19 protein-coding genes and 2 pseudogenes are annotated in these 18,899 nt (G+C 64.9%); 14 read left to right on the top strand and 7 right to left on the bottom strand.

Annotated elements, in window-relative coordinates:
• Nucleotides 1–27 precede the first annotated feature (27 nt).
• The 10 genes from M5I08_RS24800 (at nucleotide 28) to M5I08_RS24755 (ending at nucleotide 10,498) form a co-directional block, all read left to right on the top strand.
• Nucleotides 28–321 (top strand): PE family protein, encoded by a 294-nt coding sequence (locus tag M5I08_RS24800; protein ID WP_219069443.1) that lies wholly within the window; start codon nucleotides 28–30, stop codon nucleotides 319–321.
• A 57-nt stretch (nucleotides 322–378) separates the two neighbouring features.
• The gene (locus tag M5I08_RS24795; protein WP_249763483.1) at nucleotides 379–1,683 is read left to right on the top strand and encodes a PPE family protein; all 1,305 of its coding nucleotides are present in this window, start codon (nucleotides 379–381) and stop codon (nucleotides 1,681–1,683) included.
• Between the two features lie 249 nt (nucleotides 1,684–1,932).
• The gene (locus M5I08_RS24790) at nucleotides 1,933–2,247 is read left to right on the top strand and encodes a WXG100 family type VII secretion target (RefSeq protein WP_219069446.1); all 315 of its coding nucleotides are present in this window, start codon (nucleotides 1,933–1,935) and stop codon (nucleotides 2,245–2,247) included.
• A gap of 44 nt (nucleotides 2,248–2,291) precedes the next feature.
• Complete coding sequence (locus M5I08_RS24785) at nucleotides 2,292–2,582, top strand: WXG100 family type VII secretion target (protein WP_219069448.1); 291 nt, start codon at nucleotides 2,292–2,294, stop codon at nucleotides 2,580–2,582.
• A 119-nt stretch (nucleotides 2,583–2,701) separates the two neighbouring features.
• On the top strand, nucleotides 2,702–3,964 hold the full coding sequence (locus tag M5I08_RS24780; RefSeq protein WP_219069450.1) for a MinD/ParA family ATP-binding protein: 1,263 nt from the start codon (nucleotides 2,702–2,704) through the stop codon (nucleotides 3,962–3,964).
• Nucleotides 3,965–4,021: 57 nt separating this feature from the next.
• A complete protein-coding gene (gene eccD, locus M5I08_RS24775) occupies nucleotides 4,022–5,455 on the top strand; it encodes a type VII secretion integral membrane protein EccD (protein ID WP_219069452.1) in 1,434 nt (477 codons plus the stop codon).
• 62 nt (nucleotides 5,456–5,517) lie between these two features.
• Entirely contained in the window at nucleotides 5,518–6,828 is a 1,311-nt protein-coding gene (gene mycP / locus M5I08_RS24770) for a type VII secretion-associated serine protease mycosin (RefSeq protein ID WP_219069457.1), read from the top strand.
• Nucleotides 6,825–9,104: a type VII secretion protein EccE gene (eccE, locus tag M5I08_RS24765; RefSeq protein ID WP_249763481.1), complete on the top strand. Its 2,280-nt coding sequence runs from the start codon at nucleotides 6,825–6,827 to the stop codon at nucleotides 9,102–9,104. The genes mycP and eccE overlap by 4 nt, the downstream gene beginning before the upstream one ends.
• A gap of 2 nt (nucleotides 9,105–9,106) precedes the next feature.
• Nucleotides 9,107–9,424: a histone-like nucleoid-structuring protein Lsr2 gene (locus M5I08_RS24760; RefSeq protein ID WP_219069454.1), complete on the top strand. Its 318-nt coding sequence runs from the start codon at nucleotides 9,107–9,109 to the stop codon at nucleotides 9,422–9,424.
• Nucleotides 9,425–9,556: 132 nt separating this feature from the next.
• On the top strand, nucleotides 9,557–10,498 hold the full coding sequence (locus tag M5I08_RS24755; protein WP_249763480.1) for a DUF2637 domain-containing protein: 942 nt from the start codon (nucleotides 9,557–9,559) through the stop codon (nucleotides 10,496–10,498).
• A 311-nt stretch (nucleotides 10,499–10,809) separates the two neighbouring features.
• Here M5I08_RS24755 and M5I08_RS24750 read toward each other — a convergent pair whose 3' ends face one another.
• Both M5I08_RS24750 and M5I08_RS24745 read right to left on the bottom strand, forming a co-directional pair.
• Nucleotides 10,810–11,220 (bottom strand): hypothetical protein, encoded by a 411-nt coding sequence (locus tag M5I08_RS24750; protein WP_249763479.1) that lies wholly within the window; start codon nucleotides 11,218–11,220, stop codon nucleotides 10,810–10,812.
• A gap of 203 nt (nucleotides 11,221–11,423) precedes the next feature.
• The gene (locus M5I08_RS24745; protein ID WP_249763537.1) at nucleotides 11,424–12,287 is read right to left on the bottom strand and encodes an IS3 family transposase; all 864 of its coding nucleotides are present in this window, start codon (nucleotides 12,285–12,287) and stop codon (nucleotides 11,424–11,426) included.
• Between the two features lie 326 nt (nucleotides 12,288–12,613).
• Between M5I08_RS24745 and M5I08_RS24740 the strand changes: the two genes are divergently transcribed.
• Entirely contained in the window at nucleotides 12,614–13,414 is an 801-nt protein-coding gene (locus tag M5I08_RS24740) for a transposase family protein (RefSeq protein ID WP_249762759.1), read from the top strand.
• A gap of 7 nt (nucleotides 13,415–13,421) precedes the next feature.
• Here the strand turns inward: M5I08_RS24740 and M5I08_RS27185 are convergent, their stop codons facing one another.
• Genes M5I08_RS27185 through M5I08_RS24730 form a run of 3 tightly spaced genes read right to left on the bottom strand, consistent with a single transcriptional unit; the run spans nucleotide 13,422 to nucleotide 14,769 of the window.
• Nucleotides 13,422–13,535, bottom strand: a complete 114-nt coding sequence (locus tag M5I08_RS27185) for a transposase (protein ID WP_219070991.1) — start codon at nucleotides 13,533–13,535, stop codon at nucleotides 13,422–13,424.
• A 26-nt stretch (nucleotides 13,536–13,561) separates the two neighbouring features.
• Nucleotides 13,562–14,341 carry a hypothetical protein gene (locus tag M5I08_RS24735; RefSeq protein ID WP_219070038.1) on the bottom strand — a complete coding sequence of 260 codons (780 nt, stop codon included), beginning with the start codon at nucleotides 14,339–14,341 and terminating at the stop codon, nucleotides 13,562–13,564.
• A complete protein-coding gene (locus tag M5I08_RS24730; RefSeq protein WP_219070040.1) occupies nucleotides 14,338–14,769 on the bottom strand; it encodes a hypothetical protein in 432 nt (143 codons plus the stop codon). Before M5I08_RS24730 ends, M5I08_RS24735 begins: the two co-directional genes overlap by 4 nt.
• A 434-nt stretch (nucleotides 14,770–15,203) precedes the next feature.
• Between M5I08_RS24730 and M5I08_RS24725 the strand changes: the two genes are divergently transcribed.
• Nucleotides 15,204–16,019 carry a type II toxin-antitoxin system Phd/YefM family antitoxin gene (locus M5I08_RS24725; RefSeq protein WP_219070042.1) on the top strand — a complete coding sequence of 272 codons (816 nt, stop codon included), beginning with the start codon at nucleotides 15,204–15,206 and terminating at the stop codon, nucleotides 16,017–16,019.
• 256 nt (nucleotides 16,020–16,275) lie between these two features.
• Here M5I08_RS24725 and M5I08_RS24720 read toward each other — a convergent pair.
• A pseudogene (locus M5I08_RS24720) lies at nucleotides 16,276–16,620 on the bottom strand (transposase); the annotation flags it as partial.
• 406 nt (nucleotides 16,621–17,026) lie between these two features.
• Between M5I08_RS24720 and M5I08_RS24715 the strand changes: the two are divergent.
• Nucleotides 17,027–17,572: a DUF4352 domain-containing protein gene (locus tag M5I08_RS24715; protein ID WP_249763478.1), complete on the top strand. Its 546-nt coding sequence runs from the start codon at nucleotides 17,027–17,029 to the stop codon at nucleotides 17,570–17,572.
• A 122-nt stretch (nucleotides 17,573–17,694) separates the two neighbouring features.
• Nucleotides 17,695–17,868, top strand: a complete 174-nt coding sequence (locus tag M5I08_RS24710) for a hypothetical protein (protein ID WP_219070046.1) — start codon at nucleotides 17,695–17,697, stop codon at nucleotides 17,866–17,868.
• A 248-nt stretch (nucleotides 17,869–18,116) separates the two neighbouring features.
• On the opposite strand, the pseudogene amrS reads toward M5I08_RS24710, so the two are convergent.
• Nucleotides 18,117–18,881: pseudogene (gene amrS, locus M5I08_RS24705) on the bottom strand (AmmeMemoRadiSam system radical SAM enzyme); the annotation flags it as partial.
• Nucleotides 18,882–18,899 lie beyond the last annotated feature (18 nt).

The following is an 18,899-nucleotide window of genomic DNA, read 5'->3' as shown; positions in this document are numbered from 1 at the left end:
GCCACGTCAGGAAAAAGGGGCAATCCTATGTTGGAAGTCAATTCAGAAGCGCTTTTAGCCGGAGGTGCCGCGGTCACCGGGATCACGGCCCAGCAGACGGCTGCCACAGCCACCGCGATGCCGGTGGTGGGGGCGTTGACGCCCGCGGGCCTGGACACGGTGTCAGCGTTGGCTTGCGCTGCCTTTAACGCCGAGGGCGTGGACTTCAGCGCCACCTCGGCTGAGGGGAGCGCGATGCTGGGCCTGGCTGCCGAAGGCTTGTTCTCGGTCGGGATGGCATACGAGGCGGTCGACGCCGCCGGTGCCGCCCAGGTGCTCTAACCCCGCGCGGGTTTAGCCCGGTACGTGGGGGAATAGCTGCCGATGGAATGGCACGGGATGCCGCCTGAGGTCAACACGGGCAGGCTGATCGCGGGCAGCGGCGCTGAGCCGTATCTGCAAGCGGCCGCGGGCTGGCAGGCGGTGGCCGTGGAGTTCACCGCGGCGATGGCCGCACTGCGCACCCAGATCGCCGTCATCTCGGCGAGCTGGCAGGGGATGGCATCGACCCAAGCCCAAGCGGCTTTCGAGCCGTACATGACGTGGATGTCCACGATTATCGCGATGGCCGAGCAACGAAGTACTGCGGCGGCCGCGCAGGCGGGCAGCTACGGCTCTGCGGTGGCCGAAACACCCTCGCTCGGCGAGATCGGCGCCAACCACCTCACTCACGCGGTCCTGGAAGCGACGAACTTCCTGGGCGTCAACACCGTTCCCATCGGCGTCAACGAATTCGAATACCTTGTGGTGCTGTGGAATCGGGCAGCGGGCGCGATGGACGGCTACCTTGCGGCCACGGGGGTCAACACCACATTCCCGCCGTTTAGCGTGGCGCCCAGCGTCATGGCCGCCCCCGGTGCACCCGAGGCTGGGCTGGCAGCGATTTTGGCTGCCACGGCTGCGCAGCTTCCGCAGACAGCGGCCCGCGATGCGATCCTGGCCGAATTGGACGGCGTTGCCACCGAAGGTGCGGCGCGCGGGCAGGCGCAAGAAACCGGGCAGCTGATGGCGACGGCGGCGAACACAGCCGCTCAACAGGGCATCGATGATGGGGCCGCGTCGAGCACTCAAGGCGCACAGACGGCGACCCAGATGGGTACCGAGATGGCCACGCAATTGCCCGCGCAGGCGTCGCAGCTGGTTGGGCAGGGACCGCAAAGCCTGGCGTCGGCCGCCAATTCGCCGCTGCAACAAGTGTCGTCGCTGTTTCAGAACATGGGTGGTGGTGATCTGGCGAATCAGAAAATCTCCCCCGCTGATCTGGCCTCGCACTTCGGATCGACCGATCAGCTGGGCGCATACGGGGTCAGCCCGGTGGGCTCGGCTGGCGGGATGTACGGCGGTGCAGGTGTGCTGTCGTCGGCGACATCGGGTGGCACGAGTCCGCTGCGGTCGCCGGCCGGCTGGTCTCAGCCCGTTTCGGCGGCCGCGGAGTCCGCAGAACAGGTGGCGCGCACCACGGCGACGCCCACCGGCGGTTCAAGTGCTGTGGGAAGCGGCACCGGGATGATGGGCCCGATGGCGCACAGCCGTGGGGACGGGTCATCGGTTGCCCTCGACGAGCCGGTCGCCGAGGAGAAAGCCGTGGTCACAACCCTTGGATTTGAAGTGTTCGACGACGGCGAGGGCCGGTCGAGTTGGTGACACAGCGAAAGGAGGCCGTGCCAGCGGTGCCCCGCCGGGGGTCCTCTTGCGTTCGCCCCGGTGATCGTTTTGGCTGATATGCAGCAGAGACGGAAATTTTAGGCAAGCTTCCGCGTCAAACGTCTGTGGCGCGGGCCAGCCTCCACATCGGGGGGTGGAACACCAGACAGGCGGTAGACGCGGATCGCGCTGACCCGCAATAACTGCACAACCCAACAAAATCGGCACACAATTAAGGAGTGAGATTCCATGGCCCTTCAGGCACTAAGCACCGATACCGCCGCGCAGCAGACCGTGAGCCACGCGATCGGGTCGACCGCTGCCACGGAGCGCAGCACGATTCAGGCATTCCTGGATGAAGTCCAGGCGATGCAGGCGACGTTCCAGGGTGAGACCGCCACCGCGACCCAGACCAAGGCGACGCACCTGTACGAAGTCGGCACCAAGTTGACCCAGCAGCTGGACAGCATCTCCGAACGCGTTTCCCACGCTGCCACCGGCTACATCAACGTCGACAGCGACGGCGCGAGCGGCGTCGCATCCAGCGGCTCGGTCGCGTTCTAAACGGCCCCTCAACCACCTCTTCACTACTTAGGGAGCGAATAATCATGAGTCAGCAGATTTGGGATTTCGGGTCTATCCACGCCGCAGTCGGCGTGCTGCGTGGGCACTCCAGCGCTATTCAGGCCCAAAACGAGGAACTGGAAGGCCACCTGTCCCAGGGGATCGCGGTCTGGCAGGGCGAGGCCTCCGATATGTGGAGCACCGAGCAGCGCACGCTCAACAATCACGGTGTCGAGTTCCAGCAGGCGGTGGACAGTTACCTGGCCGCCGTCGAGGAGTCGACCTTCAACACCGCCAACCAGGAGCAGATCAACGCTGGATCCTTCGGCCTGTAGGGCGGACAAACCACCTCCGAGAAATATAGCGGCACGGGTATAAACAGCCCGTGTCGCTATATTTTTTGGTCGCCGTTGGTCCTGTGTAAATTCGCGTGGAAGGGTGTTACGGTCAACGCATGAGCAATGATCCAGATCCGTATCGGGGCGCTTTTTCCCAGGAGCCGAACCCCGCTCCTCCGCCTCAAGCAAATCCGGAAATTCCGCCCGCGCCACCCCGGCCACCCCGGCCGCCTGTGCCCCCGCCGACGGCCGAGGAGTCCACGGGGATTGTCGAGCCGGTCGGCTGGCAAGACGGCTACCGGGCCGCACCGCCCTATTCGGACCAGAATCCCTACCCGCCGCGGCACTACCCCCCGCCTGGGAATTACCCGCCGCCGCCGCGACCGCAGTACCGGCCGTCATCGACTCCGGGGGCGCTGGTGCCCGCGCGCCGCAGCGTGAACGACGATGCCGACCACCCAGCCCTGGACATGACCGACGTGCGGGGCATGTCGGTGCCGGCCAAGCACGGCTGGCGCGCTGTTCTCAATACTCTTCCGGGTATAAGCATCGGGCCCGGCAAAGACGAACGGGATGAAATCGGTCTCAAAGAGCGTGTCGTTCGTCCCGTGCGGACGACGTTCACAGTCGGTGTGCTGAATCTGAAGGGCGGGGTCGGGAAGACGTCTGTCACAAAATCGTTGGGGTCGGTGATGTGCAGCGAACGCGGCGACCAGGTGATCGCGGTCGACCTGGACAACGACTCAGGCAATCTCACCGACCGCCACGGCCGCGAAACTCCGTTGAGCATCCTCGATCTGGTCGCCGATAGCTCGGTGAGCCGCTATCACGATGTGCGCCACCACACGTCCATGGACAAGGTCTCCAAACTCGAGGTTCTCGGCCAGCCCGAATTCGCCCGCACCGACCGCGTTGTCGAACGCGACGACTTCCACACCACCATGGGCCTGCTCGGCGAGTACTACTCGGTGGTCCTGCTGGACTGCGGCACCGCGCTGAAAACCGAGCTGATGCAGGCGGTCCTGCTCGAATCGCAGGCCCTGGTCGTCGTCACCAACGCCTCGACAGACTCGCTGCGCGAGACCGACCAGACCCTGCAATGGTTGCGGAACAACGGCTACCAAAAGCTGATGGAAAACGTGGTGCTGGTCATCAATCACACCGAAGCGGGCCGACCCAACGTCGTCGTGCCCAAAGTGGTCGAACAGTTCTCCCGTGTCATCCCGAACCCGAAGAAACGGATCTTCATCACGCCGTTCGACAAGCACATCCACGAGGGCCGAGAAATCAACCTCGACCTGCTGTCGAAGACGAGCCGGCGGCGGTATCTGGAAATCGCGGCCGCCCTTTCAGACCTGTTTCCCCGATCCGCCGGCTGATCGCGGGCCGCGGTTTCATTCAACCCGCCGGTCACACCGGCGCACAGGAGGCAATAGATGGCGGCGAAGACGCGCACCGCGGCACTGTCGCGTGTCGCTGTCTGGTACGGCGGTGGACAAGGCAGCACACAAAAAGACATGGTGCTGCCGACGCATGCCCCCATCAGCGATTACATCGCCGATGTCGTCGACACGCTCAGCGACGACGACACACTCACCGCGCCTGCCGGCAGCCAGTGGACGCTGGCCCGACTCGGAGGACCTCTCAAACCCGGGCAATCACTGCACGACGCGCGAGTTAGCGACGGAGCGGTCCTGGAGCTACGCGCGGTGCGTTCCACCGAGCGCTACCGGGCCGTCATCGAAGACGTCGTCGACGCCGCCGCTGAGGCCGCCGCAGCGGCCGGCCGGCCCTTCGACGAATCAGCAGCACGCAAGGCCGGTCTGGTCGGGCTGGCGGCCGGCGGGGTCGCGTTGTGCGCAGCGCAGTGGCTTGAGTGGATAGCCAGCGGCTATTCGTGGTGGTGGGCGCTGGCCGGCGGTCTCGGTGCGGTAGTGGCGTTCATCGGCATGTGGTCGGCGGCGCGCCGCTATGAGGCCCGAGACGCCGCGACCGCCTGGACTGTCGTGTGGGTGGCGGCGTGTGCCGTTGTGGGACAACTGATTCCCATCTCGGCGCGCACCGGCTCACCTGGTGTCGCCCATGTGGTGGTGTGCGCGGTGGGGGTGGCGGTGGCCGCGGTATGCGCACTGCTCATCACTGGCGCGCATCTGGCCGTGACTAGCGCTGTCGTGGCGCTGGCCATCGTAGTGGCCGTGGTTGGCGCGGCAGCTGAATACACCGGGGTGGCGCCGTCGGCGATAGCGGCCGGTGCGCTGATCGCCGGGCTGATTGGCATGCAGAATGCGGGGGGTGTCGCGGCGGGCCTGGCGCGGATCTCCTTGCCGAAAGTGCCCGCCGATGGCGAAAAGCTTGATGTGGGAGGCGAAATCAGCGCCGCAGAGCTCGCCACGGTGCGGATCCGGTCGCAGCGCGCTGTGCAGATGACGACCGGGCTCATGGTGGCGGCCGCGCTGACAGCTGCTGCGGCGGCGGTGTGGACGATGGATCCGCATTCCTACCATTACCGGGTTGAGTTAGTCATCGTGTCCTGTGTGGCCGTAGTGCTGGTCTCGTGGGGGCGCACGATGTCGAATGCGTTACAGGCGTTCTCGATGTTCACCGGGGCGTTCATCGTCATCGTCGGATCGGCGGCGCGGCTGCTGTTCGCCTGGCATGCCGGATTGGCGCCCGCGATCATCGTCGGGGTCGTGGCCGGCGTGCTGGTGGTGCTGGTGGTGGTGGCAGTGGTCGTGGCACATCGAGGGGTCAACCCGAGAGTGGCGCGGGCCTTGGAGGTGTTCGCCGTGGTGGCACTGGTCACCGTGTATCCGTTGGCGGCGTGGGTGACCGGTGTGTTCGGTCTGCTGCGGGATCTGAGGATCGGATGAGCGCGGCGAGCGCGATCGCGCGGCAGGCAGCAGCGATCGGGGGTGTCGTGGTGTTGGTGGGGATGCTTTGCGGTACCGGGCCCGCTCGGGCGTTGACGCCGCCCTCGATCGATACCGCGGCTGTGCCGCCGGACACTGACGGGCCAGAACAGCCGATGAAGCTCGGCGTTGAATGCCAGGCCCCCGGGGTGTTGCCTGGATCGAATTTCGCTGACCCTCCTGCGGGGTGGGGGCTGCTGAATCTTGATGCCACCCGGCCGTTTGCGACCGGAGCCGGTGTCACGGTCGCGGTCATCGACACCGGAGTGACGCCCAACCCGCGGCTGCCTAATCTGCGCCCAGGGGGCGACTATGTTGAGCGCGGCGACGGGCTGTTCGATTGCGACGCGCACGGAACGCTGGTCGCCGGCCTGATCGGCGGCGCGCCCAGTCCCGGTGATGCGTTCGTCGGCGTGGCCCCGCAGGCGACTCTGCTCAGTATCCGCCAGTCCTCGGCGCACTATCGGCTGGAAAAGCCCAACCCCTCAGACGATCTCAACGCCACCGAGACCGCGATCGATCTGCGCGCGATGGCCCGCGCGGTAGTGCACGCCGTGAATCTTGGGGCCTCGGTCATCAACATTTCAATGGTGTCGTGCATGAAAGCCGTGCGTCACGCCGATGACCGCGAACTGGGCGCGGCGCTGCACTGGGCCGTCGCCGAACGCAACACGGTGGTCGTTGTTGCGGCCGGCAACACCGGCGGCGACTGCCGGCAGAATCCGCCGCCGCCGGGCACCGACCGGGCCAGCTGGGCCAACGTGGTCACCATCTCTTCGCCGGCGTGGTGGGCTGACGATGTGCTCGCCGTCGGCTCGGTCCAAAACAACGGCGCCCCTTCCACCACCACGCTGCAGGGGCCGTGGATCGACCTGGCCGCGCCCGGCGAGAACGTGATCAGCGTCGGTAACTATCCCGACGGGCACCTGGTCAACGCGCTGCCCGGCCAAGATCAGGTTCTGGTGCCGCTGTTCGGTGACTCACTGTCGGCGGCCTACGTCAGCGGGGTCGCCGCCCTGGTGCGCCAGAAATATCCTGCACTCAACGCCTACCAGGTGATGAATCGCCTCAAGGCCACCGCGCACGCCGGGCCCACGACACCCGATCCCGGGGTTGGTTGGGGCGTGGTTGACCCGCTGGCGGCGTTGACGTGGAATGTCGCCGATCCGGCGCCGACGGTTCCGGTCAACAAGATCATCCATCCGTTACCGCCTGCACCCCCGCCCGACTACCACCCGCGCAGTGTGGCGGCCTATGTCGTGCTCGGCATTGTCGGCGCGCTCGTGTTGGCCGTGGGCGCCCGCGTGGCCCTGCGTAGAAAGCGTCCCTCATGACGACGTCCAGTGGCGGCGGCGGTTTCACCAAGCCGCCGATGGTCGGGATGAGGGTCACGCTGGCGCGCACCGTGGTGATCACCCTGACGCTGATGGCGTGGGTGGTAGCCACCCGCGGCCGGCTGCATCCGGCGGCGGTGGCCGCAGTCCCGGTCGTGGTGCTGCTTGTCGCTTTCGTGACGATCTATCACGTCGCACTCACACACTGGGTGGCGACCTGGTGGTCGTGGCTGCGTCAGCGGCGCTCCCTGACGTTGGCGGCGGCCCCCCGCGCCCACGATGTGCTACTCGGCGACGTGCCGGTCGGTGTGCTCACCGAAAACGAACAGTTGATCACCCTCATTGAGCTACACGGCGACCCATTGGCGCCGTCTGTGGTCAGCGAAACCGAAGAACGCACCATCAACGTGCTCAGCATCGCCGGCCTGTCCGCCATCATCGCCGGCGTCCTCGACGTCGACGTGAGTTCAGCGGACTTCCTGTGCAACGGTTTTCGCGCTGCCGGCGGATTCGCCGCGCACTACCAGCAGATGACCGGGCCCACCGTCGGGCCGGCCGACCGGCACGGCTGGATTATCGTGCGGGTCGGGCTGCACGACAATCTGGCCGCCATCGATCGCCGCGGCGGCGACGCCGCGGCAGCCGATCAGCTGGCAGCGGCGACCTGTCTGCGGATCGCCGACACACTGGCCAGCTCCGGCCTCGACGCCCGCCCAGCGTGCGCGCAGGACATCGATGACCTCAACACCCTGCTGAGCGCTGACATACCCACGGTCGACCACTGGGCATACCTGGAAAACCGCAGCGGCTACACCGGCGTGTACTACGCCGACCCGGCACACCTGGGAGAAGACGCGCCGCAATGGTGGACGTGGGCGCTGTCTCGGGCAGTCACCACGCTGGTGCGACTGACCCCGCAGTCTGACGGCTCCACATCTGTTGCAGCATTGGTGCGCTACCGCACCGATGCGCCCACGGCGGCGCCTCCGGTGTCCAGACTGGGGCCCCTCTACGGGACTCAAACGGCGATGTGGCAGCAATTCCGGGTCGGTTACCTGCCCGTAGAAGCGCCCCTGCCGGCCGCGCCGCTGGGCGCCGACACGGCGCTGCCCTTCGGGCCGGCCGGCCCGCTGATCGGCTCGATCGGCGACCCGCGCGACCACACCTCGGTCCACCTACCGCTGTCGGGGCCCATCACCGTGTTATGCCAAAGCCCATTGCTGCTGCGGCAAGTCACGCTACGGGCCACCACCACCGGTCGTCCTGTTGTGGTGATCACCGACGAACCCGAGAAATGGAAGCCCATCGTCGCACTAGCGGTGGGCGGTGAGATCCTCGACGACTATCCGGCCGGGTGGGTGAGCACCGACGACGACACCGACCCCGACGTCGACGATGCGACAGCGCCCGCAAGCCCTGCACCGGACTTCGGCGCCATAGACCCCGCCACCATGTTGGTCATCGACACCGAGCGAGACTGGCCCGACCACCTACCGCAGCTGACGGTCTTGACCAACGACGAAGCCTGCGACGCCGACATCGAGCTTGTCGATACCGACGACCAATTCGGGTTCACACTGAAAATCCGCACAGGGCTCAGCGCCCGAATACCGTCGGTGCCCGCGCACGAGGAACGCCGCATCCTTGGCGTCAACCCGCCACCCAGCCCGGCGCGAAGCATTACCCGGCGTGCCGAGCGGCCCACCTCGCCGCCTCGCCGGCCCACGCCCGGGCCGCCGGCCCGCATCGGCCCCCAGGTCCGCGTCGACCTCGCAGACGACCTGACAGCAGGATCCGACGGTCAAGGCGCCGGTCCGCCGGTCGCGCGATCTCACACCCCACCCACGGGGCCACCGGCCACCGCTGACCCCGAAGCGACCGGCCACCCCGCGCGCCCCCCATCCCCGCCGCGCCCCAGCGATCCCGCCAGACCGACGTTCGCCGATCCCGGACCGCGGGCTGCCCGACCACCGCGCCCGCGATTCGTGTGGCCGCACCGGCCGGATCCATCCTCAGCCACCCCGCCCAGCCAACAGGCGTGGCCACCGGCGGATCGACCCATCCCGCGCCCACCGGGCGTCCCGCACCGCAACGCCCCACCGCCCCCCGAGGGCACTGACCCAGCATCACCCGGGCGCCACCGCGGACCCGACGGCAACGCGGACCAGGGCACAGACCGTAACGGGGATCGCAGCGATGCCGACCCCGACATCCCGGCATCGGGCAACCCCGGACCGCCGCCTACCCGATCCGCCGAGCATCGCGAGGACACATAATCATGGCCAAAAAAGTCACAGTCGAGCTCGTCGATGACATCAGCGGCGAATCGGGGGCCACCACAACGCAATTCGGGCTGGACGGTATCGACTACGAGATCGACCTGGTCGACGACGAACCGTTGCGGGCCCGATTGGCCCCGTGGATTGCCAAAGCTCGCAGGCTATCTGGCCGTGGTCACACACTCAACGGCCACCATCGCCACGACAGTCACCGCATCCGGGTATGGGCCAAAGCCAACAACATCCCGGTTCCGCGACGTGGCAAGATTTCGGCCGCGACCATCGCCGCCTATGACAAAGAACACTCGACTGCTTAACACCGCAATGGCATTGTCGCGAAAGGCCTACGGGGCTGCGGCTGTACAGTGTCGGCGCGGTGGCCACCAGGTGCCAAGCCACGGGTGGTCTTGAAAACCGAGGCACCGCCGACAACGGTTGTCCTTATGGCCATGATCGATCGAGCTGAAGGCAGCCCGCTTGCTAACACAGCCCATCAGGCTGCACGGCGGCGGCGTTTCTTCTGGGCAGTACTGATCTTTTCCACGCTGACATCAATTGCGGGCAACGTGACTCACGCGGTGATCTCGGCCAAAGGCCATCCCGACGTCGCGGTGGGCGTTGCGGTGATGCCCCCGGTATTCCTGCTGCTCGCCACGGAAAGCGTCGGGCTACTGGTGCGCTCCACGCAATCCGATCGGCTGAACAAGTTTGCGGTCGTGCTCACCGTGGCCGTCACCAGCATGATCGCTGTTTTCGCGTTCCGGCTCAGTTTCGATGCTCTCAAAGAGCTGGCAATTGGGGCGGGCGTGCGAAGCGGGATCGCTTGGTTGTGGCCCCTCTCGGTTGATCTGAGCATCGGGCAAGCCACGCTGGCGTTGATGACCCTCGACCGATCGCAGACGCGATCGCCGGCCCAATCCGCACCCCCCGACACTGCCGTGCGGAACACGCGCGGCAGCACACCCTCCACGACATACCCGTCGTTTGCTGACGACACCGCCAGCGGAGATTCGGGATCCCCGGACATGATCCATCAGCGGCCCGACCGCATCCCAGACACCGCAGATACGCTCGCGCATGGATCAAACATCAAGGCCATCAGCCGGTTTCACCGTACCGATGACACCGATGGCGACGTTTCCGACGCGGCGACAGTCGCCGGTGTCGACTCAGCGCACCACGACGGGTGGGTCGACGTCGCGCAAACCCTGATCCGTGAGAAAGTCACGGTCAAGCCGGTGGAGCAAACAGCCCAAGTGCTGCGGCTGTGGGATCAACGCGTTCCAACAACCACGATCGCGACACGCACCGGCGTTCACCGCGACACCGTCACCAACATCGTGCGCGCCGCAGAGTCGCTGATGGCCGGCGCCGATCGCATGCGCGCCTAGTGTCCTGCGCCGTTAATTCGGTACATAATTGTAACCGAGACGTACCGGCGTTGCTGCACAACGAAACATGTTGGCGTGTGCGATGATTCGCCTATGGCATCACGCGGGAGACCGAAGGCCGATGGATCTGTTCGATCGGCTCGCGGTCGCGCTGCCACGGCTGCGGGAATGGGCCTAAAGACAGACATCGTTGATAATGTGAACCCGGTAGGGCATGCCAAAGGGCAGGTCCTGAACCTCCAGAGAGGAGATCATCATGACTGTCGGACTAGCGACCCTTTGCCGCTAGAAGATTGAGAGTTGTCTTGAGTTTAGGGCTGAATGTGGCAGCAGCGTAGCGTGATTGACGTCGGTCCATCAGGTGAATAGCGCAGGCACGCAACGTGTTTAGCAGAGTTGACTGGGTCTTTGAGAGTCGTCTTGAGTTTAGGCTGCAGCGGGTAACAGTCTGGCGTTGTCGATGCGTTGGGCGATGTGAATATCAATGGTGCGCAAGGCGTTCGTATCGGTGGCGGAGCGGGCGGCTGGTCGGCGGCGAGCAAGGGCCGCAGCAGGCGGTCGTGGACTTTGGTGTAGAAGATGGCGAACCGCAGTCCGTCGCCGGTGAGCCGGTAGAAGTTGCGGCCCGGGATGCGGGTGATCAGCCCGTTGACGCGCAGCCGGGCCAGGTCATAGCTGGCCTGGTTCATCGAGTAGTTCGCACCGCCGAGCAGTCCGGTCATCAAGGCACGCAGGCTCTTGTTGGTGACGCCGGTGACGGCGAGCAGGGTCGTGCATAAGGCGTCGGCCAGGGCTTGGACCCGAGGGCCGCCGAACCGTAAGGCCGGGGCCCTGCGGCCATCCTCGGTGAGGGTGGGCCGTGCGATCCGCTCAAAGGCTGGACTGACCTGCCCGGCCGTTTTCGGACAGTTGTTTATTTATCGTTTTAGGCGGCCCTGTGGTTATTGAACCATTCGGATTCTACCTCATTCGGCGTGCAGTAGTCCAGTGCTGAATGAAGTCGTTTGTTGTTGTAGCGCAGTTCGATGTATTTGGTAATGTCCTTTCGTGCGTGTTCACGTGTGGGATAGACGGTGCGATTCACTCGCTCGTTTTTCAGGGTGCCGTTAAACGATTCGGCCCAGGCATTGTCGTAACACACACCGGTGCGGCCGACGGAGCGCAGGATGCCAAGCCCTTTCGCGTGATCGGCGAAATCCTGGGCAGTATACTGAGTCCCGCGGTCCGAATGGAAAATTGTCATTCCGGCAGTGATAGGAATTCTGTCAGCAGCCATGGATAATGCGTCGCAGGTGAGTGCCGACGTCATGGTGGAGTCCATCGCATATCCGAGGACTTTCTTGCTGAAACAATCCAGCACGGTCGCCAGGTACAACCATCCTTCCCAGGTGCGGATGTAGGTGATGTCCCCGACAAGCTTGGCCCCGGGCGCGGTCGCGGTGAAGTCCCGGTTGACCAGATCAGGCAGGCCGGCGATATCGCCAGCGATCGTGGTGACAGGCCTAAACGGCCGTGGCTGGCAGGCCACCAGGTGCAGATCACCCATGATCTGGCGGACGGTGTCGTCGTCGATCTGCTCACCCTGGCGCGCCAGCTGGGCATGCACACGCCGGTAGCCATACGTGTGGTCGGAATCGTCGAAGATCGCCACGATCAGGTTCTCCAAGCGACGCCGTTCGAGGTCCCGGGCACACGGTACATGGTTTTTCCACGCGTAATAGCCCGACCGGGACACTGATACGGCATTGCACATCATGGCCACCGAATAGTCGCCTTCTTCAGCGGAAATAGCTGCGTAAACGTCTACGGTTGCTGTTTCTTCGCGAAGAAGGCGGTAGCTTTTCCCAGGAACTCGACCTCCTGTTCCAGTGATTTCACACGTCGTCGCAGCCGACGCAACTCGTCCATTTCTGATTCTGTCAATTTATCGCCAATCTCGGGATGTTCCTCCTTATACTGGCGGACCCATCGCGAGACAGACTGAGGTTTTCTCACTTGGGGCTCGTGAGTCTGGTGTGACTGGAGTTTTCGGCGTGTCGTAGTGGCTGGGCGTGGGGTCCTTGCTCAAGGATTCGGTTTCGACGAGGAAACCCGCTCCGCTGCAAAGGACCCCACGTGTTCACCTACTCTGCCATCTGCGACGTGCCGGAGGAAACCCTGCTGCATGTGACCGCGCTGCTGCACGTTCACCGGCGCGAGATCAGAACGCGGGCCGGGCGGCGGTCGGGTACGGTGCGCACGCAGGCCAAGCTGGTGCTGCGGTGGTTCCGCGACGACGCCCCGATCCGGTTGTTGGCGATGGAGGCCGGGCTGCCGATCTCCACCAGCTACCGCTATCTGCACGAGGCGATCGACGTGATCGCCGAACAAGCTCCTGACCTGCACGAAGTGCTCGACCGGGCCAAGGCCGAACAGTGGTCGCACGTGACGCTGGACGGGACGCTGATCGCCATCGACCGGGTGGACGAGCGCAACGAGGCCGGCCATCACCGGTGGTATTCGGGCAAGCACAAAACCCAGGGCGGCAATGTGCAGATACTGGCCGACCCGGGCGGGTTCCCGGTGTGGTCGAGCGAGGTCGAGCCGGGCAGCGTGCACGACATCACCGCCGCCCGCGCGCACTGCCTGGGCGCGCTGTACAAGTCCGCGGCCGACGGGGTGCCGACGCTGGCCGACAAGGGCTACGAAGGAGCGGGGATCGGGGTGCACACTCCGGTCAAGGGCCGCGGCCTGGCCGTGGAGAATCAGAGCTACAACATGCTGCTCACCGCGGCGCGTGCCATCGGTGAACGCGCCAACGCCGAACTCAAACAGCGTTGGCGCTGCCTCCGTCGAATCCGCCTGTGTCCAACCAGGATTGGCGCAGTTGTTGCCGCCGCGATCGTACTATCGACTCTCCAACGCGGAAATTACTGAGAAAACGTCACTGTTCCGACACGTTGTTTTCGCGTGCAATATCAGCAATCGCACGCGAATGCTGGATCACCTCCAGTGCAATACTGGCTTTAAACCCAGCGGAGAACCGGCGACGTTCCATACTTGCGACTCCAATTCGGCTCGGCCTCAACAATAGTCAAGGCGTTGTCCGAAAGTCGCCGGGCGGGTCAGACTCGCAAGGACACAGCCCTGGCCGACACGTTGAGCATCGAGCAGGCGACGGTTGATGTCACGGGCTCGGGTCTGCAGCTCTTCGAGGTGCTCGAGGCGGCGCTGACAGCGCAGATCGTCGGGCGAGTTGACGACAGTTTCGATCCGCAGCGCCCGCCCGTCCTTTAAATACTGCTTGATCCGGGAGCTCTTGTAGAACGCGTTGACGGTCACCTCGGTGCCGCGAGTGACGATTTTCGTCTTCGGCACACAGCCCAGCTTCGGCGGCCTGCCCGTGCGGCGCGGCCCGTGGAAGATCAGCTCCACACTGTCGGGGCGGCCGAGGTCGAGGTTGTCGGCCACCAGGGCTTCAAAGAATGAGCGGGCGTGGCGTGGGACGTCGAACACCAGGGTGCGGGACACCTCGATCTGGCGCATCGACAGCTCCCGCCAATAGCCCGCGGCCCGGTCGGCGCCGGTCAACGGCAGCGGCAGCCGGCCCATCCACCGCTCGAAGAACACCTCGATTGTGCCGGGGCCGAGCCGGTCACAGATCGCTTGCAGCGCGCCCGGATCCGCGCAGGTGGCGAACCCGTTGGACAGCTCGGCAAACTCGATCCCGGCCTGGGCGGCTTGGCGTTTGGCCCACTCATGCCCGTTGAGCCACACCTTGATCGGATACGGAAAGTAGGTGCAGATCTTGATGAACCCCGGCCCGAAATCAGCGTCCCAGACATAGAAGTAAAACCACGTCACCCGCCGGTCGGCCTTGGAAAACGAAAACCACGGAACCCGTTATCGCCGAGACGTTTGGAGCTGGCGAATACGTTCTGGTACTCCTGGGCGATCCCGATCGCGGCCACCCCGGACCGGCCGGTGCACGCTTGGGAAGCCAGATACGGGCGCATCACCTCGATCTTGCGGTCACCCTTGCCGAACCGCACCACCGGAATATGGTTGTCGGCGGCGAAGCGGTCCACCGCCCCGCGAAACGCGGCGCCGATCTTCTCCAGGATCGCCGGCGACGGGATCGGACAACCCAAATGGCCGGTCATAAACGACACCACCTGCCCGCCCACCTGCAGGTTGGGCACATACCCATTCAGATAGATCCGATCCAGACACTCCACATCCAGGCCCACATGCCCATCAAGGACATCGTTGACCGTCACTGCTGCAGCCATCTTCTCAGCCTGACCCCAACACGCGGGCTTGACCAGCCCCACCTTGGCAGCGCAACCACTCCAGCGGGCCGGCGTCGGACCGCCCCCGCTAACACCCCCCATGACCGCAGGCGAACCGACCAACCCAACCACCCACCTCGGCGGTCCGAGGCCGGCCTCATTAGGAGGGCGCTGAAATAGGGGGTTCTGGGACTGGCCGGGATCGGCGGCAGCCCGGGCGCGAAGACAGGTCGGTGCTTTCGCGGGGCGATCTGGACCTTGATACGGCGACTGGCGGGCCCTTCGGGCCTCGATCGCCTCCCGGCTGAGTTGCCCATCACCGTGCGCGTCCAGTCCGGCTGAACGCCTCCGGCTGGTCTCGGCAGGCGTCGATCTGCTGTGCGTGTACTCACGTGAGAACGCATGTGAGTACCGATATGTGGTACCGTCTGGTTGTGAAGATCGATCCGACGCGCATCATGAACGCCCGCGAATTCCGTGCATCTCTTAGCGCCGTGCTCGACAGCGCGAGAGCTGGCCGGCCGACACACATCACGCGCGATGACCGCATCGACGGTCACCTCGTCCCGCCTACCGCGCTCGTGCATGACGGCAACGAGTTCCTGGTCATGATGTACGCCGCCATCGAGGCCGAAGCGCGTTTTCTGGCCGACGATGTCGAGCGGTCAGGGTTTCATCAGGCCGGCGATTCAATCGGCATGGTGTTCGGGTGGCTTTGGCAGTGCGATCCCGATGCCGCCGTCGAATGGCTGGCCAAATACGCCTACGCCGTCACCTCGGAATTCGAGTCCCGCGGGTGGGCGCGGCCGGCCTTCGGGCCGCTGTGGCGGGCGATGAGGATCGCCGTGAAGGTGCGGTTACTCGACGGTGAGGTCAGGGATTTCGAGGAGGCCGTGCGGACCCGGCTAAGCGACTGGCAGCACCCGTTCACACCGGATGAGCTTTCCGGCCGCCCGCGGCCCCGCAAGGTCGACGACCCGTGGCCTGACACCAGGGGGTCTGATATTGGGTGGGCCAAGAGGCGGTGGCGCCACGTCGAACCTGGAATGTTTGTCCCGAATCCGGACAACGGATTTGAACTTAGCGTCGGCGATGCCGGTTGGTGCCGTGTCGATCGCGTCGATGACACCGGAAGCGACATCGTTTTGCAGCGCACAGACGGTTCGGAATTTTCCTACACCACACCCGGCGGCGACACCTGGGTGCCATTCCGATGCCAAGAGCCCTACCGATGGGGCTTCGATCACTGAAGGCTGGTGACCCCGCGACGCTACTCGAAATTCGGATTTGCGCTGGGTGGTGCGCGGCCAGGCATTCGGGGGAAACGGCAACCCCTCTCCGGCGTCTCGGTCGCAGCTGTTCGGCTGGCTCCGGGCCGGTGGTTTTACGTTGACCACCGGCGGGCACATCGTCGGCTACAAGTCGGTGCGGGCCGATGGGCGCTCGGCGCACGCTGGGCGTGAGCCTGTGACGGTGCGTGCCCAGGACGGAACAACGGAGACTGTGACGGTGTGATGACGCGACAATGGCCTCGATCACCCGGTCGGTGATCGTCGAGATGGTCTGCTTAGACACCTGCGCGTCATACACTTCGGCCAGGTGCGCGGCGATCTCACCATGGGTTAAACCCCTGGCCGACAACGAGATCACCAGTCCGTCGATCCCGGACAGGCGGCGCTGCCGCTTGCGCACGATCTTCGGCTCAAACGTACCGTCGCGATCCCGCGGCATTGCCACCTCGACCGGCCCGATGTCGGTCAGCACAGTTTTGCTGCGGACGCCGTTACGGGAGTTGGCGCCATCGCGGCCGGCCGGGTCGTGCTTGGCGTAGCCCAAGTGCTCGTCCATCTCGCCCTCGGGCATTCCCAAAAGCTGAAGGTGCATGGGTGGATGGATGGGCTGTGGCCGAGCAATGATCAGAACCTGTGGACGAGCCTCGGCGAGGTGGAGTGAAAGTGGGCGCACCTTCCCGAGGGTGATCATCACGGAAACAGGATCTCGATCAAGACCGGCGTTGGCGCTCTGGAAACCTCGCGAACGCTACCGATACCATCCGTTCGTCACGCCGGACAGAAGGCTCACTGCGAACGTTGCGAACGCCCGGCGCCCACGGTGCTAACCTACGGTGGGCCTGCACCCGCCAATCACGGCGAGCGCCGCTCAGGGCCAGGAAACTACACCCCTGCTAAGTCGGAAGAGCCGGCATAAGGAAGGGAACCGGGGTATGAAACGATCCGTCGTCGCCACACTCTTGGGCATGGCAGTTGTACTTACGGCATGTTCTGCGGAGACCACTGAGGTCAACAAGCCAGCTTCTCCTGGTGCCCCTGTGCCCACCGGCGCCCAAAGCTCCACGCCAGCCGCCCCGGCCAACCCGGTCGCGCACGTCGGGGCCACGCTCAACCTGACAGGTGAGAGCGGTCCGCTGGCCGCTACGCTCTCCCAGATCATTAACCCTGCGACGGGAACAGACGGGCCACCGACCGACGACAATGGCAATGCGAACGGAAGTACGTACATCGCGGCGATGCTGACGATCAATAACACCAGCACGTCGGCGCGCAAAGACGACGCCGACAACGACGCGGTACTCATTGGGTCGGACAACCAGAGCTACACACCCGACTTCCACAGCGTGACCGAGTGCACGGACTTCAGCAACGGCGAATACCAGCTCGGCCCCGGCGAGTCTGCTAATGGATGCGTCGTGTTCGTCGTGCCGCCGGGAATAACGCCGGCCAAGTTCAAGTACACGCCGTCCTCCGGGTTCGGGAACAGCTTCGGCGAGTGGCTGATCCCGTAGGCAATTCCTACGGAACGCACGTTAGCGGCGCGGGCCGCGCGGTGTCATCGGCCGCCACCACCACACCGGGCCATCGGGTCTGGTCGATCATGCCACCAATACTACCTCAAAGGCATACTACCTTGAAGGAATGCTCGTTCGACTACGGGCTCTACGTGCTTGTCGACGACTGCAAGGGCAACCGCTCGCCCGGGGCACAGGCTGCCCGGTCGCAGTTCGCCCACGGGTGGGTCCGCACGATCGACGACACCGAGCTGAACTGCGGCAATTTGCCGATCGCTGACACAACCCGATAGATCGGCCACCGGGACGGCCACGCCCTCTCGGTGGCCAGTCCGAGGGTTCACCCGCGGAAGGCGGGTGTCGCCGTATTTCTTGCGCAGCTCGAATCATCCCTTGGATGGCCCTTAATCGGTGAATGGCGTTGACCGCAGGCAACTCTGCGACGATCGCGACCGTGCCGGGGCCGATCTGTTCGGCTTGGGTATTCTCAGCCTCGATTGCCACTGGTCTGCCAATTGGCGGATCGTCGTGAGACACCGTCGTCGACGCCGAGGTGCTCCCGGATCCACGCGCATTCGGCGGCGATCTCGGCGTCGCTGTCGTTGCGTCCCGGAATGAGCAGGGTGGTGATCTCCAGCCACACGTCGGTCTCGTGCCGCAGGTAGAGCAGGGTGTCCAGCACGTCGTGCAGACGCCCGACGCAGACCTTGCGGTAGAAGTCTTCGGTGAACGCCTTCAGGTCGACGTTGGCAGCGTCGATGTGCCGATAGAACTCCGCGCGAGGGTTAGGACACATGTAGCCGGCCGTCACCGCGATCGCTTTGATGCCACGGTAGTGACAGGCGTCGGCGACATCGGCGGCGTACTCCCAGAAGATCGTCGGATCGTTGTAGGTGAATGCCACACTGCGACAACCCAATTCGTCAGCAGTGCGGGCGATGTCGTCGGGGGTGGCCCGGCTGGCCAGGGTATCGACCTCGCGAGACTTAGAGATATCCCAGTTCTGGCAAAACTTGCAGGCGAGGTTGCACCCCGCAGTGCCGAACGACAGCACCGCCGAACCCGGCAAGAAGTGGTTGAGCGGCTTCTTTTCCACCGGGTCGACGCAGAACCCGCTCGACCGCCCGTAGCTGGTGAGCTTCACCTGATCGTCGATCCGGCAGCGGACGAAGCGCAGGCCGCGCTGGCCCTCGTGCAGCTTGCATGCGCGCGGACAGACGTCGCACTGAATCCGGCCGTCGTCGAGGCGATGCCAGTGTTTCGTCGCGATGGTGAACCGGTCGTCTTCGGGAACGAGTGGGGTCATGGTGTGCTCTCGGCGCCA

The organism is Candidatus Mycobacterium methanotrophicum, assembly GCF_023515995.1.
Taxonomy (GTDB): domain Bacteria; phylum Actinomycetota; class Actinomycetes; order Mycobacteriales; family Mycobacteriaceae; genus Mycobacterium; species Mycobacterium methanotrophicum.
This window is presented reverse-complemented; position numbering and strand designations above follow the sequence as displayed.